At 59.9% G+C, this 16,441-nt stretch carries 16 protein-coding genes and 1 tRNA gene; 10 read left to right on the top strand and 7 right to left on the bottom strand.

All coding sequences use genetic code 11. The features are described 5' to 3' along the window. Positions 1-220: 220 nt before the first annotated feature. A tRNA-Pro gene (locus HMPREF2860_RS07110) sits at positions 221-297 on the bottom strand. Positions 298-502: 205 nt separating this feature from the next. Next, positions 503-1,438 (bottom strand): metallophosphoesterase, encoded by a 936-nt coding sequence (locus HMPREF2860_RS07105; protein WP_038627414.1) that lies wholly within the window; start codon positions 1,436-1,438, stop codon positions 503-505. A gap of 39 nt (positions 1,439-1,477) precedes the next feature. Between HMPREF2860_RS07105 and HMPREF2860_RS07100 the strand changes: the two genes are divergently transcribed. Beyond that, positions 1,478-1,939, top strand: a complete 462-nt coding sequence (locus HMPREF2860_RS07100; protein ID WP_005511696.1) for a GatB/YqeY domain-containing protein — start codon at positions 1,478-1,480, stop codon at positions 1,937-1,939. A 116-nt stretch (positions 1,940-2,055) separates the two neighbouring features. On the opposite strand, the gene HMPREF2860_RS07095 is transcribed toward HMPREF2860_RS07100, so the two are convergent. Further along, the gene (locus tag HMPREF2860_RS07095; RefSeq protein WP_038627416.1) at positions 2,056-4,464 is read right to left on the bottom strand and encodes a transglycosylase domain-containing protein; all 2,409 of its coding nucleotides are present in this window, start codon (positions 4,462-4,464) and stop codon (positions 2,056-2,058) included. A 369-nt stretch (positions 4,465-4,833) separates the two neighbouring features. On the opposite strand from HMPREF2860_RS07095, the gene HMPREF2860_RS07090 reads away from it, so the two are divergent. From HMPREF2860_RS07090 to HMPREF2860_RS07080, 4 genes are all read left to right on the top strand, one after another. After that, a complete protein-coding gene (locus HMPREF2860_RS07090) occupies positions 4,834-5,196 on the top strand; it encodes a WhiB family transcriptional regulator (protein WP_038627417.1) in 363 nt (120 codons plus the stop codon). Between the two features lie 71 nt (positions 5,197-5,267). Further along, positions 5,268-5,429 carry a Sp36 family protein gene (locus tag HMPREF2860_RS11060; RefSeq protein ID WP_005511670.1) on the top strand — a complete coding sequence of 54 codons (162 nt, stop codon included), beginning with the start codon at positions 5,268-5,270 and terminating at the stop codon, positions 5,427-5,429. A 44-nt stretch (positions 5,430-5,473) separates the two neighbouring features. Then, positions 5,474-5,950, top strand: coding sequence for a RidA family protein (locus tag HMPREF2860_RS07085; RefSeq protein ID WP_038627420.1), 477 nt, complete (start codon positions 5,474-5,476; stop codon positions 5,948-5,950). Between the two features lie 135 nt (positions 5,951-6,085). Further along, the gene (locus tag HMPREF2860_RS07080; RefSeq protein WP_038627422.1) at positions 6,086-6,901 is read left to right on the top strand and encodes an MBL fold metallo-hydrolase; all 816 of its coding nucleotides are present in this window, start codon (positions 6,086-6,088) and stop codon (positions 6,899-6,901) included. 582 nt (positions 6,902-7,483) lie between these two features. On the opposite strand, the gene glxR is transcribed toward HMPREF2860_RS07080, so the two are convergent. Continuing rightward, entirely contained in the window at positions 7,484-8,167 is a 684-nt protein-coding gene (gene glxR, locus HMPREF2860_RS07075; RefSeq protein WP_005511668.1) for a CRP-like cAMP-activated global transcriptional regulator GlxR, read from the bottom strand. A gap of 628 nt (positions 8,168-8,795) precedes the next feature. On the opposite strand from glxR, the gene nth reads away from it, so the two are divergent. Genes nth through HMPREF2860_RS07055 form a run of 4 tightly spaced genes read left to right on the top strand, consistent with a single transcriptional unit; the run spans position 8,796 to position 12,442 of the window. Then, positions 8,796-9,623, top strand: a complete 828-nt coding sequence (nth, locus tag HMPREF2860_RS07070; RefSeq protein ID WP_370643276.1) for an endonuclease III — start codon at positions 8,796-8,798, stop codon at positions 9,621-9,623. Between the two features lie 16 nt (positions 9,624-9,639). Further along, positions 9,640-10,398, top strand: coding sequence for a redoxin domain-containing protein (locus HMPREF2860_RS07065; RefSeq protein ID WP_038627424.1), 759 nt, complete (start codon positions 9,640-9,642; stop codon positions 10,396-10,398). Further along, positions 10,395-11,249, top strand: coding sequence for an NUDIX hydrolase (locus HMPREF2860_RS07060; protein WP_038627426.1), 855 nt, complete (start codon positions 10,395-10,397; stop codon positions 11,247-11,249). Before HMPREF2860_RS07065 ends, HMPREF2860_RS07060 begins: the two co-directional genes overlap by 4 nt. Next, the gene (locus tag HMPREF2860_RS07055; protein ID WP_038627428.1) at positions 11,246-12,442 is read left to right on the top strand and encodes a MarP family serine protease; all 1,197 of its coding nucleotides are present in this window, start codon (positions 11,246-11,248) and stop codon (positions 12,440-12,442) included. The genes HMPREF2860_RS07060 and HMPREF2860_RS07055 overlap by 4 nt, the downstream gene beginning before the upstream one ends. An 84-nt stretch (positions 12,443-12,526) precedes the next feature. On the opposite strand, the gene HMPREF2860_RS07050 is transcribed toward HMPREF2860_RS07055, so the two are convergent. Together HMPREF2860_RS07050 and HMPREF2860_RS07045 are read right to left on the bottom strand one after the other, a co-directional pair. Beyond that, positions 12,527-13,504: an alpha/beta fold hydrolase gene (locus tag HMPREF2860_RS07050; protein ID WP_038627430.1), complete on the bottom strand. Its 978-nt coding sequence runs from the start codon at positions 13,502-13,504 to the stop codon at positions 12,527-12,529. A 93-nt stretch (positions 13,505-13,597) separates the two neighbouring features. Then, the gene (locus HMPREF2860_RS07045; protein WP_038627432.1) at positions 13,598-14,098 is read right to left on the bottom strand and encodes a phage holin family protein; all 501 of its coding nucleotides are present in this window, start codon (positions 14,096-14,098) and stop codon (positions 13,598-13,600) included. Positions 14,099-14,302: 204 nt separating this feature from the next. On the opposite strand from HMPREF2860_RS07045, the gene HMPREF2860_RS07040 reads away from it, so the two are divergent. Continuing rightward, positions 14,303-15,298, top strand: a complete 996-nt coding sequence (locus tag HMPREF2860_RS07040) for a Fic family protein (RefSeq protein ID WP_081913991.1) — start codon at positions 14,303-14,305, stop codon at positions 15,296-15,298. A 24-nt stretch (positions 15,299-15,322) separates the two neighbouring features. Here HMPREF2860_RS07040 and HMPREF2860_RS07035 read toward each other — a convergent pair whose 3' ends face one another. After that, positions 15,323-16,204 carry an HAD family hydrolase gene (locus HMPREF2860_RS07035; protein WP_070628707.1) on the bottom strand — a complete coding sequence of 294 codons (882 nt, stop codon included), beginning with the start codon at positions 16,202-16,204 and terminating at the stop codon, positions 15,323-15,325. Positions 16,205-16,441 lie beyond the last annotated feature (237 nt).

Raw genomic sequence — 16,441 nt, 5'->3', positions numbered from 1 at the left:
ATAAACTCACACAGTTTCACATTTGCAGCCTCGGAGTTTTCGGGCTGTCAGTTTTCCCACGTAATCCCGGGCTGTGGTGTTGCCGCAGTGGGGGCTGACCAGTCACTACCTTGAGAACCAGGCACGCTTTTTGTCTAGCGTCCCTGAATGGCAGCGAAAAGTGGCCAATAACAAAACCCTCCCTCACTTGGATAATTCCAGGTGAGAGAGGGTTTTTACTTGGTCGGGGTAGCGGGATTTGAACCCACGGCCTCTTCGTCCCGAACGAAGCGCGCTACCAAGCTGCGCCATACCCCGAGGCCACAGACACGAACTGGGAACATATGTCTCAGTGCTGTGCTTGCGAGGACTTACTTTAGCCCGACGCTGAGCCAGAATGCAAAACGCCTGCTTAACAGGCTGCGGGGCCAAGTCGCGGTCTCTGTCGCACCCGACGAACTACGGACTACGGACTACGAACTACGAACCGGACCCGTACGAACTACGAACTACGAACTGGAAACTACGAATCCCGCTCCACAATCTCAATCAAGGTCGCGGATGGGCGGCAGAACAGGCGCACCGGGGCGTAGGGGGAAGTGCCAAGGCCATTGGAGACGTGCAGCCACGTCTTCTCGGTCCAGCGCGACAATCCCGAGGCCCGCGAGCGGTCGATACCGCAGTTGGTCACAATGGCCTTCCCTCCGGGCAGGCACACCTGGCCACCGTGGGTATGACCAGAAAGCACCAGGTCGTAGCCATCGTCCGCAAAAGCATCCAACACGTGGGGCTCCGGCGAGTGCGACAGGCCGATAGCGATGTCGGCATCCGCATTCGGGGCACCGGCGATCTGCGAATAATCCTCCAACTCGTGATGAGGGTCATCCACACCGGACAGTGCCACCTTCACTCCGCCCGCGACAAACTCCAGCCGGGCATGGGTGGCATCCTGCCAGCCATGCTCGATAAACGCAGCGCGCATACCGCGCCACGGTAGTTCGACACGTGAGGGCTTGCGCTTCTTGCCCGTCAGGTACTTCAGCGGATTTACGGGCCGCGGCGCGAAGTAGTCATTGGTGCCAAACACGAAGGCGCCCGGACGGTTCAGTAGGGGGCCGAGCGCTGCGAGGACACTGGGAACGGCCTTGTCGCTGCCCAGGTTGTCGCCGGTATTAATCACCAGGTCAGGGTTCAGAGCATCGAGGCTGGCAACCCACTTCTGCTTCAACTTCTGGTCGGGGAGCATGTGGAAGTCGGAGACATGCAGAATCCGGAAAGACTCGCCCTCGCGCTTTCCCGCCCGGGCGAGCGTGCCGGGTGCCAGCACGGGAACTTGAACGCGGTGGAGTTTAAATGCGCGCAATTCGATTTGGTTCGCGTAGATGAACGTCGTCAAGCCGAGCGTGGCGATAGCTGCGGCAGACCGCAGAATTCGGTTGGAAAAAGCGCGCGATGTCATGACAGAGACACTATCAACTACAGCGGTAATCTAGGGCGTATGAGTGAACTGAAGAACACAATTGTCTCCGATATGACCGCCGCAATGAAGGCCCGCGACAAGGAAACCGTTGCGGCGCTGCGCATGCTGAAGGCCGCCATCCAGACCGAGGAGGTCTCCGGCTCCAAGCACGAGCTCACCGATGAAGAAGTGCTGCGTGTGATTGAGCGGGAGGTCAAGAAGCGTCGCGAGTCCGCTGAGATGTACGCCGAGAACGGCCGCCAGGAACTTGCCGACGCCGAGCTCGCCGAAGCAGAGGTTTTCGCCCGTTACCAGCCGGAACAGCTTGACGACGACGCTGTGAAGAACCTCGTCGCAGAATCCGTGGCCGAGGTTGCTGGCGATGACGCGCCGAGCATGAAGATTATGGGGCAGGTTATGAAGGTGGCAAAGGAAAAGGCCGCTGGCCAGGTCGATGGCAAGCGGCTCTCCGAGGCCGTTAAGGCTGCCCTGCAGGGCTAGCGCGACCTCTCGGGGTTCCTTCAGTGTTTCAGTGCCGCGGTGACTTTTAGCAAGTTGCCGCGGCCATTTTTTTAAACCGGCAGCTTCTAGAACCGTAGCTTCGATAACGGCAGCTTTTAGAACGGCAGCAGCGGAATCAAATCCCGCAAGCTCGGCGCCGGTGGAGTGTTCGGGCGAGGGAACTGCGGTAGTGGATCCGGCCGGGGCGTCGTCGACTCCGGTCGCGGCGACGGCGCTGGTGGCGGGGTCGGACGACGGGTGCCATCGGCCACGCGGATTGTGACGGTGCCCCCCTTAAGAAGTAGTGGCGGCTGATCCAGCCCGACCACGATTCCGCGCGACTCACCCGTGCGGGACACCGTGCGTTCCTCTACCTTGTAGCCAGCCTTCTTAAGGGTCTCCCGAGCCTCGGCCTTCTGCATGCCCACCACATTCGGCATTTGGGTGATAGAGGTGCCCAGGCCGTAGTCCGAATCCAATGGGGGGAGGTTCTTTCCGCCATAGTCCTCGATAACCGGGCCGACTGCACCAAACCATGTCCGCGCGGGCTCACGACCACCAAAGAGGTTGCCGCTTGGGCACTGCCGCAGCGGTGACGTGCACAGCTCCGTGACAGTCGGGGTGTCGTTGTAGGCGTACACCGATCCGGCCAGACCGCCGGTGAAGCCCAGGAATGCCGCGGACTGGTTCGACTCGGTGGTACCGGTCTTAGCCGCGACCGGGCCGTCCCAATTCAGCTCTTTCGCGGCATCCTTCGCAGTGCCATCGGTGGCATCATTGCTGAGCGCATTAGCGATTGCGTGCGCAACCCCCGGCTCCACCGCCTGCTCGCACGGTGGCACATTCAGCTTGACCGCATTGCCCTTGGAGTCCGTGATCGACTCAATTGGAGAGGGCTCGCACCAGCGGCCATTACTGGCCAGGGTGGCAGCGACATTGGACAGCTCAAGGTTATTCACCGACGTTGGACCCAGCACGAACGAGCCGAGCTTGTGCTCCGAGACATAGTCCGCCACCGAGGACTCACCATCAAAACTGCCCGGCTCCGTGTATGAGCGCATGCCCAGGCGTACTGCCATGTCCATCACGCCATCAACGCCGACCAGCTCCGAAATCTGAATAAAAGGAGTATTCGGTGATCGCGCGAGCGTCTCACGCAGTGACATCGACGGCGGGAAACTGCCTACGTTCTCCACGCAGTACAGGCCCGGCGGGCAGCCCTCTGCGCCACCGGTGCCCAGCCCGGAGGCCTCATAACGACGCGGCACCGGGAAGTGGGTATCAATACCCAGCCCCTTTTCCACCGCCGACGTTGCCGCGAAAATCTTAAAAATCGAGCCCGCGCCATTGCCTACCGGCGTAAATGGCTGCGGCTGCACGGTCTGCATTTGCTCCGCATCGAGGCCGTATACGCGTGACGACGCCATCGCGAGCAACCTCCTGGAGTCATCCCCAGGCTCAAGCAAACTCATAACCTCAGCTGCGCCATCCGCAGTCGGTGACGCCTGCTGACGCAGAGACTCCTGCACGCTGTCCTGCACACGCGGGTCCAGTGTGGTCTTCACATGGAAGCCACCGCGCTTCAGCTTTTCGGCATCAATACCGTGGTTCTCCAGGTAGGAGACCACATAGTCACAGAAGAAACCGCGATCGCCCGCCGCGATGCAACCCTGCGGCAGGCGCTGAGGCTCCGGAAGAATACCGAGATCAGCTGCCTTGGCGTCCTGAGCCTCCTGCGGGCCAATTGCCCCCGTGGATTCCATAGCCGCAAGCACGTCGTTACGCCGTGCATGCGCACCTTCCGGATTTGTATACGGATCGAGCCCGGAAGACTGCTGAACCATGCCCGCGAGCAGAGCGGCCTGCGGAACATTCAGATCGGACGCGGGAATGCCGAAGTAGGTCTGAGCTGCAGCTTCCACGCCGAAAGCGCCATTGCCGAAGGGGACCAAGTTTAAATACTTGGTCAGAATCTCGTCTTTCGTCAGCTCATCTTCCAGATCCAACGCGATGCGAATCTCGCGGATCTTGCGGCCATAATCCGTGGCAGTAGCAGCGCGGCGCTCCGACTCCGACTGCGCGTCCACGAGCAGCGTGTGGTTCTTAATCAACTGCTGCTCAATCGTGGAGGCGCCTTCCTGCACCGACTGAGACATGAAGTTCTTTACCGCCGCACGAGCAGTACCCTTCCAGTCCACACCAGAGTGCTCATAAAAGCGCCTATCCTCCACGCTGACCAGTGCGTCCTTCATAGCTGGCGAGATGCGTTCCGACGGCACATTAACCCGCCTCTGATCATAGAGCCACGCAATTGGCTGATCATTACGATCCGTAATAGTGGTGACCCCTGGTGCGTCCTTAGAAATCACCGACCGCGACGCCGACGCGAATTCATCAGCCGTGCGCGCAACGAGGTAGGCCGAGCCGCCCACAAGAGGAAAGAGGGCGCTGGCCATAATCAACGCTGCCAACACAGTGGCAACGGAGAGCTTGAACAGCGTCGAACCTTTATTCACAGCAATCACACTACAAGGTAGGGCGGATTGAGCCGAAGTAGGTTTTCGAAAATCCACCTAGTGACATGCCCGGGGAGTCCAGTAAAACGCCTGGCGAGCGGGGAGGGGCGCTACGAATGCCTTTACAACACCGCGCAACTCGTCGTGTAGTAGTTTCCGGAAAAAGATTTTCATAGTGACGCAAATCACCCCCGTGCTTTTGTTGGAAAAAGTTGCCCCACCTGCATCGTTATATTTAGAGCTGCGCCACGTCCACCCTCCTAGTGTGACCCAATCGGCATTATTTGGGTGGTGTGAATAGACTTACAACAAAATTTCAGCACTATTTAGTTGAAACTATTTCGAAATAACGAAAATCGCAGGCACGAGGAGGCTACAATGACCGCCACGATTCCAGATCGCAACCGCACTGCTACTACGCCAGAATACGAGCTCGGTGTAGAGAGCTTCCGCGATCGCCAGGAGTGGGTCCCGCGCGCTAAGTGTCGCGATATTGACCCGGATAAGTTGTTCGTTCGCGGCGCCGCACAGCGCGAAGCCGCCGTTATCTGCCGCCACTGCCCAGTGGTTCTGCAGTGCCGTGCCGACGCTCTGGATAACCGCGTCGAGTTCGGCGTCTGGGGTGGTCTGACCGAGCGTCAGCGCCGCGCAATGCTGCGCGAGCACCCGGAAATTACTTCGTGGGCCGACTTCTACGCTGAGCAGTACGCAGCTCAGCGCAAGGCAAAGCTGGCTAAGTAAAAACCCAACTTAGACCGAAGTAAAACTGAACCCCCAGCGCGCGAGGCTGGGGGACAGATAAAGTAGCTCCCATGACTACTAAATGGGAATACTTCACCGCACCGCTGCTCATTCACAACACCAAGGCCATCCTGGACAACTTTGGTGAGGACGGCTGGGAACTCGTCACCGTCCTCCCCGGCCCGACCGGCGAAAACCACGTTGGTTACTTCAAGCGCCCAAAGGCTGACTAACTTTATTCGTCCGGCCCTAGTCGCCGTGGAAAGGCTTAACTTAAATGAGTAACTCTGAATCTCGCACTCCTTCCCAGGCCCTCAGGGACCTGGGGCTTACCCTGCCTGCCGTTGCCGCGCCAGTTGCGGCCTACGTACCCGCAACGCGCACGGGCAACCTTGTTTTCACTTCCGGTCAGCTCCCATTCGTTAACGGCGAGCTCACCCACGTCGGCCACGTCGGCGCAGAGGTCACTGCTGAGGGGGCTAAGGAGGCCGCACGCACCTGCGCCCTTAACGCTTTGGCCGCAGTCGATGCCGAGGTTGGTCTCGACAATGTCACCCGCATCGTGAAGGTCGTCGGCTTCGTCAATTCCGCCGCCGGATTCACTGGTCAGCCGGGCGTTATCAACGGAGCCTCGGAGCTCTTCGGCGACGTCTTCGGCGAGCGCGGCCAGCACGCTCGCTCGGCAGTGGGTGTAAATCAGCTTCCGCTGGACGCTCCCGTGGAAGTAGAAATCATCGTTGAAGTAGCTCAGTAGCTGCTGTATTTGCTGCTGCAAGCAGCGAGGATGTTGCGTTCTCCGGGGCGTCGTGAAGCGTGCTTACACCCAAATGAGTCGATTTGGAGGACGTGGCGCGCTCCCCGGATTGCGCAACCACGTAGGATAGAGGACATGGAGCATCCTGCGTATAGCCAACTGCGTCAGATTTCTCAGTCTGTGGGCGTCGTTCTGTGCCCGAATCCCAGCTACTCTTCGCTGGAAGGTACGAACTCCTACGTTATTAAGGCTGAGGGGGATAGCCGCAGCATTGTCATCGATCCGGGTCCGGAGGACGAGGGACACCTGAACGTCCTCCAGCGTTATGCCGGTGACGTCGCGTTGATTCTGCTGACGCACCGTCATGGCGACCATGCTGATGGCGCCGCGCGTTTCCGCCAGCTCACCGGCGCGCCGATTCGAGAGCTGGAGTCTCAGTACTGTGCGGGAGGTCAGGATCCGCTTGTCGACGGCGAACGTATCGTCCTCGACGGAGTGACTCCGCAGATTGAGGTCGTGGCAACCCCTGGTCACACCGCTGATTCTGTCTGCTACTTCATCCACACTGGTGATGGCGAGGATGATGTTGAAGGTATCGTTACCGGTGACACAATCGCTGGCCGCCACACGACTATGATCTCTGAGACCGACGGCGACCTGGGTAAGTACATGGAAACCCTGGAAATGCTGGATACGCGCGGCAAGGGCGTACGTCTGCTGCCCGGTCATGGTGCTGACCTGCCGGACATCACTGTAATGACGCAGAAGTACATTGAGCGTCGTAAGCTGCGCCTGCAGCAGGTGAAGGACGCCGTTGCCAAGCTGGGCGACGAGGCTACGGTCGACCAGATTGTGGATGAGATTTACACCGATGTCGATCCGGTGCTGCGTCATGCTGCTGAGCAGTCGACTCGTGTGACCCTGCGCTACCTGCGCGATCACGGGGAGTAGTTGCTGGGCTTTGGCTTCGGCTTCGGCCGGTTGCTGGGCTGGGGTGGTCCCAGGTTGAGCTTGGGTTGGTCCTAGGTAGAGCTTGGGCTTGGGTTGTCGCTTGAAAAAGGGCGTGTGACCTGCAGTTGTGCAGGTTGCGCGCTTTTTGTTTGGGCTAGTGCTGGTTGGGGTGCGTTGTGGGGGGGGGGGCAGCTCAATCACTTATCGATGAGGTATCCACTTGTCGATGAGCTATAGCGCACGCATAAGTGAACAGCGCATCGACAAGTGATTGATGCGGGGAGAAATCGGTGAATGGTGCATCGATAGGTGCCGGGAATGCGTCGATGAGTGGCAGAAAAGCGGGAAGCATCGACGGGAAGCATCGATAAGTGCGCCAAAATTGGCCATAATTCGGCCGGTGGGGTGGGGCTGGCATGCCAGGCCAGCATGCCAGGCCAAGCGGGGAAGACAACAAAAATCCCGCGAGCCTCATGCGTTTTATGTGCTCCTACGGGAACCGAGGAACCAAAAGCAGAGGCTGCGGGATGTGAGTCGTTTGGGCAGCTCCGCAAACGCCGCAAACGCCACAAGCGCCACAAGTTAGCGTGCGCGTCGGGCCAAACGCTCCGTATCGGAGATGAGCACGGACTTGCCCTCAAGGCGAATCCAGCCGCGGTGGGCGAACTCTGCAAGAGCCTTGTTAACGGTCTCTCGGGAGGCGCCGACGAGCTGTGCGATTTCCTCCTGGGTCAGGTCATGGTTCACACGGAGAGCAGAACCCTCCTGAACACCGAAGCGATTAGCCAGCTGAAGCAGGGACTTAGCCACGCGACCTGGGACGTCGGTGAAGATGAGATCAGCCAGCGAATTGTTGGTGCGACGCAAGCGGCGGGCCAGCATGCGCAGCAGCTGTGCCGGAACATCCGGGTGTGACCCGACCCATTCCTGCAGCTGATCAGCGCTCATGGATGCGGCGGAAACCTCGGTGACGCAGACCGCCGAAGAGGTGCGTGGACCCGGGTCGAAGATGGAGAGCTCGCCGAACATGTCGGATGGGCCCATAATGGTCAACAGGTTTTCACGACCGTCAGCTGAGCGACGAGCCAGCTTCACCTTGCCATCAATAATGATGTAGAGCCGATCGCCCGGCTCACCCTCATTGAAGATGGTGGTTCCACGCGGGAAGCGAACCGTCTCGAGCTCACCGAGCAAGGCCTGCACAGCCTCCTGGTCGACTCCCTGAAATACACCGGCCCGGGAGAGAATCTCCTTGACGTCATCCACGGTAAAATTCTCCTGTCTTGGGCCACTAACCACCGTAAATACAGGCCAGCGGCCACCAAATTAACACTCGACTACAGATTGCAGTGGTCAAACGGGAAGAGAAGCTGCCCCGTCCCACTACTTTCGGTCTTTCCCGGTAACGCCGCTGCCAGCTTTCAAGGCAGGTTCATCCCTGGACAAATTTCACGACAAAATCGCCTCTATAGATGCATCCCAAAAACTACGCCGTCACCAAGATGTGATAAACACCACTGTAGCAAAAGAGCCACTGCGTCTGTGGGGAATTCTGGTGAAAAGCCGCTGAACTGTGTATTTCTAAATAGCAATGAGCTAACGGTGTTCTAAGTTGTGGTTGGACGTGACCTTTTCGACTTTTCTGACCGATTGCGCCCGAGCTTCAACTGATTGCATCCGCATCTCTGGTGAACCTAAGGATCCCGTCCGCGAAAGGTATGACGAAAAGGTGCGCACGCGAATTGCAATCCGGGGTAGCCGATACACTACGACCATGGATACGACCGGCAGGGCATCGTCGATAAGCAAGCACCAGATAAGCAAGCACCAGGCGACGAGCAAACTCCAACCCACACACCCGCAGGGATCCCTGACGTCGAAGAAGCGTCGGGCGGTGGGGGCGCATCCGGCGGCGCGGGGGAAAGAGACGCGTCTGGGCATGGTGCGGCGTGCGCGGCGGATTAACCGCACGCTGGCGGTGGCGTACCCGAATGCGCACTGTGAGCTGGACTTTCGTAATCCGTATGAGCTCGCGGTGGCGACGATTCTGTCGGCGCAGTGCACGGATGCGCGGGTGAATATGACCACGCCGGCGCTGTTCGCTAAGTTCCCCAGCCCGGCCGATTTGGCGGTTGCGAATCAGGAGGAGGTCGAGGAGCTCGTTCGGCCGACGGGTTTTTATAGGAATAAGGCCGCGAACATCATCGGCTTTGCCCAGGGCGTGATGGAGCAGCACGGCGGCGAGGTCCCGGGCACGTTGGAGGAGCTGGTGAAGCTGCCGGGCGTAGGGCGAAAGACAGCAAATGTGGTGCTGGGGAATGCTTTTGGAGTGCCGGGGTTGACGGTCGATACGCATTTTGGGCGTCTGGTGCGGCGCATGGGCCTCACGGAGCAGGAAGATCCGGTGCGCGTGGAGCACGAGATGATGGAGGTGCTGCCGCGCGCGGAGTGGACGTGGTTTTCGCACCGGCTGATTTTCCACGGTCGGAGGGTGTGCCATTCGCGCCGGGCGGCGTGCGGGGCGTGCTTCTTGGCGGCGGATTGCCCGTCGTATGGCGTCGCGGGTCCGGCGGAGCCGGAGACGGCGGAGAAGTTGATTAAGTCAGACGACAGGGAATGGCTTCTCTACCTGGCCGGTCTTAATGACGGCTACAGTGGGGAGGAACTTTCCGCGCTTGACGACGGGGATAGCGCGCACAACACCACAGCGGCACAGGACTAGTCGAGGAGCACTTTTCGTGAATGAGCAGGGCGGTCGTAGTCACAATGGTGGCCACATTGGGGATTGGCAGGCGGACGTTAACCGTTCGGCATCGCTGATTACGCTGCTCATCGCGGGGATTAGCATTGTGGGGCTGGTGGTTTTCGCGATTGTGAATACCACTGGTGGCAATGACGAGGCCGACGGTGGTGGGACTGGAGCTGGTGTGAGTGCCGGTGCGAATGGTGCTGATAATGGTGGCACCGGCAGTGATGATGAGGTGGATAGCGCATCGGCGGCGCCAGCGATGTCGAAGGACGAGATCGCGGCGGTAGCGGGTAGTGGCTCGCTGGCCGGTGTGCGCTTGCCGCTGTTGGCAGAGTCGGGAGACTCAGCGGATCAGAGCAACGAGGTCGGCCAAGCGGAACTGGTAGACATGGGCCAGGTCGTCGAGGGCAAGCCAACCGTGCTTAATGTCTGGGCATGGAACTGTGCGCCGTGTCGCCAAGAGCTGCCGCTTATCGAGCAATGGGGCAAGGACAACCCAGATGTGCAGGTGGTGACGGTGCATGCGGCTCGCGAGGCGGGGCGTGGCCAGGCCCTCCTGCAGGAAATCGGAGTGAATCTACCGACCTACTCGGACACGGTCGATGTGGTCGGACCAGCGTTGAATCTACCGCGAGTTGTGCCCATTACCGTGGTGTTTAAGGCCGATGGCACGGTGGCGACCATTCGTCCCGGTGAATTCATCGATGCGCAGCAGATTACTGATCTCGTGCGAGGTGCGTTGAAGTGACTAAGGGACAGTCGTGGAATCGCGACGCAAGCTCGGGGCTGTATCTGCCGAAGTGGTTGACCAATAGTTTGCCGCCGCATCTAGTCAGCGCTGATCATGACGCGGCGGGCCACACCAGCACCAGCCAAGACGCGGCAGGTCACTCGGAGCAACAGGTGGCCGGTCGCTCCGCTTCGTCGTCAAGCGTGAAGCGCGCGTTTGCGAAGTTGCGGCGAGACTCCTCGACGCAGGAGGAACCGTTGCGGAATCCTGCGCGGTCGGCGGTGTTGGTGCTGATCAGCGGTGATGCGGAGGCGCACCAACGGCCGGAGGATGCCAGCGTGGTACTTACGCACAGGGCGACAACCCTGCGTAAACATGCAGGCCAGATGGCTTTTCCGGGTGGTCGTGTCGATCCCGAGGACGTGGATGAAATCGATACCGCGCTGCGTGAAGCCGAGGAAGAAACCGGCCTGAACCGAGAGACGGTGACGCCGGTGCGGGTGCTGGACTCGATTGACATTTCGCGGACTGGCTTCGCGGTCAATCCGGTGTTGGCGTATTGGCATGCACCGCATCCGCTGCGTGTAGTCGACCCTGCAGAGACGGAATCGGTGCTCAATGTGCCAATCAGTCACCTGACGAATCCGGACAACCGCATGATGCTGGGCTATCACGGCTGGACAGGGCCGGCATTTAAGGTTGGTGACTTCGTCGTTTGGGGCTTTACCGGCGGCGTGCTGTCCTACTTGCTGGATGTGGCCGGCTGGTCGGAACCGTGGGACGAGACCAACGTACAGAAACTTTTGCCGGTGCTCGCGCGTTCCGCTAATGGTGAAAAACTGTCCGTACTGAAGGGAGGCCGACGATGATGCCTGCAATCGCTGTGTTTGACGTTGCGCTGCTGGCGATTTTTATTTTTACGCTTGTCGTCGGCTGGCAGCAGGGCGCCGTCTCGTCGATTATGGCCATTTTGGGCGTTGTCCTGGGCTTGGTTATTGGTGTGCCCTTGGCGCCGCTAGCTATGGCACAAGTCGAGAACCAGTCGGGAAAGGTTCTTCTGGGCCTCGGCACGGTGATCCTGTTCGCCCTGATTGGTCACGCGGTGGGAACAGTGGCGGGGCAGTCGCTGCGGAATACCATTCGCTCGCCGTTGGCAGTCGGCCTGGATTCGAGTCTCGGCGCCATCGTGCAGTCGGTGACTGCGCTGGTAGTGACATGGATGATCGCCGTACCCTTGGCCACCGCCGTGCCCGGACAATTCGCCGACTGGGTGCGTGAGTCCAAGGGCATGAACCTCATTGACCAGGTCGCGCCCGACGAATGGAGTGACGGCTTCAGTGGCATCCTCCGCCAGCTCCGCGATGATGGAATGCCCGCCATCGCTCCGCCATTCGGCTACAAGCAGAACGTCCCCGATGAACCCGCCGACCCCAATGTGATTTCACAAGGTGTCGTCGACAGTATTCGACCGTCCATCGTCCGCGTCTTGGGCGAGGCCCCGCAGTGCGAACGCTTGCTGCAGGGCACGGGCTTTGTCATCGCACCGGATCTGATTCTCACCAACGCGCACGTGGTCGCCGGCGCCACCACTGTTCGGCTGGAAACTGTGGTCGGCATGGCTGACGCAAACGTCGTGCACTACGATCCGCTTGACGACGTCGCCTTGCTCCGGACCACCGACCTACCCCTGGAGCCCATGCAGTGGGCGGACCAGGAAGCTCGTCCGGGCGATGACGCGGTAGTGCTGGGCTTTCCCGAATCCGGCCCCTTTAAAGCCACGCCTGCGCGCGTGACGGAGAACATTATTATTCGAGGGCCGGATATTTATTCGTCGACTCGACACGAGCGCCAGTCCTATGTTCTGAAGGCAGATGTGCGCCACGGCAACTCGGGCGGACCACTGATTACGCCACAGGGTCAGATCCTGGGTTTGGTCTTCGGTGCCGGTGTGAACAATGACCAGACTGGTTACGCGCTGACGCACGCCGAGGTCCAGCCACACATTGATGAGGCGATGAATCACTACGGGGCCATCAGCACGCAAGAGTGCGTGGCGGGGTAAGCGGCAAGTTGTGTGTCTGTGGGGCAGGGTAGCCCCCATCCCCAGCCGCAGGAGAGTTCTGGCTAGCTTCAGCCGTGCCGGAGCCTAAGATCCCTCCGGCAACCAGTGCAGGTGATCTCTGATTGCCTGCACCACCGCCTGCGGTTTTTCTACCGGCAGGAAGTGCCCACAGCCCGGGATGACGCGCACGTGGGTGGAGCTGAGCTCCACCAGCGCAGGTGGGGTACGAGTGTCCTGCTCGCCGACGAGCAGCACCGTGTGCTCATCGCTTTTCGACGAGCCCTCCATCGCACCCAACCACTTGCGGAAAGCGACCGGAGCCGGTCGCGTCCACCAGTTCATATGAGCCAGTGCAGGGCGGAGTGCGCCACTGGCCAGGCTGTCAGCCATGAGTTCCGCGGTCTGTTTCCCCTCAGGGGTCTCGGCGAACCCCTCCCCGGCGGTGGACATGGACTCGCGCACGATGCGGTCAATGAGCCGCTGCTGGCGAGCCTCAGCTGCCTGTGTGCTGAACTTATTGCGGCGCAACCGCGGTACCCGTGGCCGTGAGTCCCACCACGAACGGCGCAACAGTGGGGCAAGGCTATTGCGGAAGTCCTCCGACCACGGGCTCTTCAACTGGTTGAGCCACACCTTCGGATGCGCAGCACCACAACCAATAACTTCGGCAACAAGATTCGGCTGCCGCGAGGCCAGCGTCCATGCCACCCACGTGCCGAACCCCTGACAGACCAGCAGCGCGGTCGAGTGCCCCAATGAGCGAATCGACGAGGCGATGTCCTGGGCCGCCTCAAACGGATTGTAGCCATGCGGTGTTCGGTCGGACTGACCGTAGCCACGCATAGAAATAGCCACAGCGTGCACGGGGAGGGGGGCGCCCGAGTCGTCGTTAAGCAGTGGCAAAACCTCGCGCCATTCAAACCAACCGCCAGTCGAGCCGTGAATAAACAACACGAGCGGATCGGAGGGGCGGCCGCACTCGGCGATGTGTAGGCGCTGGCCGCGGACGTGAATGAGACGATGACGCCAGGGGCCAGTGAGAGAATCGCTAAGGGAGGTCATGAGAGGAAATACCTTATCCGAAGGGCTTAAACCGGGACTGAATAAGACAAAAGGGCGAGACCAACAAGTCCCGCCCAATTTCTTTTTAAGCCTTTAGGTGTACATACCGTTCGACTGCGAAGACTTCTTCGCCGACCCCGACGGCACGACCCCCTTCAGCTCCTGCATCGACTCGATGGTCTTCTCCGGCTTGCGGATCGACTTGACCTTCTTCAGCCCCAGCAGCGCCGCGACACCGGCGATGACCAGCATCAGGACGAAAACGATGAGGAATGCAGCCCAGGTCGGCAGCCAAAGGTCCAGCAGCCAGCCGAGGAAGAAGAAAAAGAAGAACGAGGAGTACAGCGCGACGACGCCGGCAACCGCGAAGAAGCCACCGCCAACTGCACCCTTCTTAGCCTCGCCAGCAATTTCAGCCTTGGCTAGCTCAATCTCAGAGCGAACCAGAGCGGAAATCTGCGTAGAAGCATTAGACACGAGCTGGCCGATGCTGGCATCGCCCGAAGCGTTGCTATCCACATCACTCAGCGGGATAGCGGTAACACGCGGTTCGGTGCCGTCGGTAAAGAGACCCTTCGTATCGTCGTTGCTCACGTGTACTTCCTCCTACGCAGATGGTTGGAAAAGATGGTTTGAAACTTTAAAACTGCAGTTACAAACTGCCATACTACCTCTCATTGTGGGGAGAGCGCGCCACAAGGGCGAAAAAGCCAAGAACTCGTTGAAGTTTTTCTCATCTTTGACCATTTCTATATAAGTTTGTCACTTACTTAGCGGTGAAGAATTAGGGTGTGGGATATGAACAATCAGCCTGAGAACGTGCGTGGAGCCGATGGAATTGGTGCCGGTGCTGGCAATGGTGTGGGCGTCGGAAAAGGTGGCCTAGCTGGGATGAGCCTGGGTGTGTCCTCCGTGTCGGCGAAGAAGCGCGCAGAGCGTGAGGCAGCGCGGGCGAAGGCATCTGAGTCGGGTGCCGATGGAGCTGACAGCGCTCCCGCCGCTGCTATCCCGCAGCTTGACCCCAAGGACCCCCTTGCGCCCCTGTGGCAGCTCGACGGCGTTGCACATGCCGCTGATGTCTCGGCCAAGGCCATCCAGGCCGTCCACCGGCACAAGGCCAACCTGCGCAAGCACAACGTCACCGGCTCCGAGTCGGTCCTTCGTGGCGCTCGGGCATCGGCGTGGCTAGAAGGCGGCGAGCCATCGCTTCCCGACGACGGCAACATCACCGATCCCGTACTCGCAGCAGCCCTTCGGGTTGCCGACACCATTTCCCCGGAGTCAATTGGTGAGACCACCCGCGTGTGGCAGCGCGCTCCGCAGCAGGTGCTGGCCAAGTTTGCGTTGAACGCATCGCCCGCAGGTGAGACTGAAGACGGTTCCGAGGCACGGATGAAAGCCGGGCGTCCAGTCGGTGACGACAAGCTCTCGTCTGCGATGAAGGAGCAGCGTCTGCACGTGCTCGGTGACTTCATCACTGGCCGCAGCCAGATCCATGCTGGTGTGCTCTCGGCGATTGTGCACGGTGAACTGCTGACTCTGCGCCCCTTTGAGTACCACAACGGCATCATCGCCCGCGCCGCCTCGCGGCTGACGACTGTCGCAACCGGCCTGGATCCGCGTGGCTTGGCCGTGCCCGAGGTCTACTGGACCCGCCACCGCCAGGAGTATTTCGAGGCCGCAGAGGGATTCGCGTCGGGAAGCGCCGATGGCCTGCGTGCGTGGATTCTCCTGCATCTGGAGGGACTGAAGGCCGGTGCCGTGGAAGCGCGCGGTATCGCCGAAGCGGTGTAGGCGGGCCGGCTGCTGGATGGTGGGTTAGTCGGCCGTTGGGGCGTCATCATTTTTGCGCAGTGCCAACAGCGTCGCACCCGCGCCAAGCGCCAGTGTGACGCCGGCAAGAATTGCAGCATTGCGTTTCGACGGCGCGCGAAACAGCGGGACGGGATTCCGGAATTGGCGCACAGGCCACTCACGCTCCGCCGCAATCTTGCGCAGAGCGCGATCGGGATTGACCACAACGGGATGGCCGACTGCAGCCAGCATGGGCTCATCAGTGATGGAATCCGAGTATGCGAAGCATTCGGCCAGGTTGAACTGGCGCTTTTCCGCTATCCGACGCATCTGCACAGCCTTGTTTTCGCCTCGGCAGAAGAACTCCGTTTCACCCGTGAAGAGCCCATCGCGGACCTCCAGCTCGGTGGCCACCACGTTGTAGACACCGAGTGCCTGCGCAATGGGCTCAACAATCTGCCGAGCCGATGCCGAGATAATGAACACCTGATGCCCCCGTGCGCGGTGTTCACGAATGAGCTCCAAGGCCTCGGCGTAGATGTACGGCGTGATGTTCTGCTCTAGGGTTTCGATCGCGACCTGGCGCAGTTCTCTGGCACTGTGACCAGCGATAAGGGCGGAAAACTGCTCGCGCGTGGCCTCCATTTGTGCCTCATCGTGTCCCTGTGACATGTACAGGGCGTGACTGAGTGCCATTTGCAGCATGTCCGTCGGCGAAATGATGCCGCGCTCGAGGAATTGCTTGTTGAACGCATATGCCGAGCTCTTGGCAATAATGGTTTTATCCAGGTCAAAGAACGCAGCGACGCGAGAGTTAGCGGTGGCGGGGGCATCTTCCGTGATGCGTGTGTCCGTAGAAACGTGCGGCTGCGGCGTTGTTGAAGCCTTGTTCTCGCCGGTGTTCATAGGCTCTGAGCTTACCCATGGATGTCGGGTTCGGGGAGACGTGACATCGAATATCGTGACATCGAACATATTGGGCATTAAATCCTTTAAAAGGTATTTGCAGATTCCTCGGGATATGTAATACTTGGACGTGGCTGGCCCCTTCTAGTTCTTTTTAGAAACAGACTGCGAGGCCGCCCCGGCTCAATCCCCCCCCCCGAGCCGGTTAAAGACGCCTCGCGCCAATCCCCCCCCCCC

This window comes from Corynebacterium sp. HMSC064E10, assembly GCF_001812505.1.
GTDB lineage: Bacteria > Actinomycetota > Actinomycetes > Mycobacteriales > Mycobacteriaceae > Corynebacterium > Corynebacterium amycolatum.
This window is presented reverse-complemented; position numbering and strand designations above follow the sequence as displayed.

Excerpts from the sequence above, each read along its gene's own strand:
- HMPREF2860_RS07080 (WP_038627422.1), top strand. The coding sequence starts at position 6,086 with ATGGAGCATCCTGCGTATAGCCAACTGCGTCAGATTTCTCAGTCTGTG.
- HMPREF2860_RS07055 (WP_038627428.1), top strand. The coding sequence starts at position 11,246 with ATGATGCCTGCAATCGCTGTGTTTGACGTTGCGCTGCTGGCGATTTTT.
- HMPREF2860_RS07050 (WP_038627430.1), bottom strand. The coding sequence starts at position 13,504 with ATGACCTCCCTTAGCGATTCTCTCACTGGCCCCTGGCGTCATCGTCTC.
- HMPREF2860_RS07085 (WP_038627420.1), top strand. The coding sequence starts at position 5,474 with ATGAGTAACTCTGAATCTCGCACTCCTTCCCAGGCCCTCAGGGACCTG.
- HMPREF2860_RS11060 (WP_005511670.1), top strand. The coding sequence starts at position 5,268 with ATGACTACTAAATGGGAATACTTCACCGCACCGCTGCTCATTCACAAC.
- HMPREF2860_RS07040 (WP_081913991.1), top strand. The coding sequence starts at position 14,303 with ATGAACAATCAGCCTGAGAACGTGCGTGGAGCCGATGGAATTGGTGCC.
- HMPREF2860_RS07100 (WP_005511696.1), top strand. The coding sequence starts at position 1,478 with ATGAGTGAACTGAAGAACACAATTGTCTCCGATATGACCGCCGCAATG.
- HMPREF2860_RS07090 (WP_038627417.1), top strand. The coding sequence starts at position 4,834 with ATGACCGCCACGATTCCAGATCGCAACCGCACTGCTACTACGCCAGAA.
- HMPREF2860_RS07035 (WP_070628707.1), bottom strand. The coding sequence starts at position 16,204 with ATGAACACCGGCGAGAACAAGGCTTCAACAACGCCGCAGCCGCACGTT.
- HMPREF2860_RS07105 (WP_038627414.1), bottom strand. The coding sequence starts at position 1,438 with ATGACATCGCGCGCTTTTTCCAACCGAATTCTGCGGTCTGCCGCAGCT.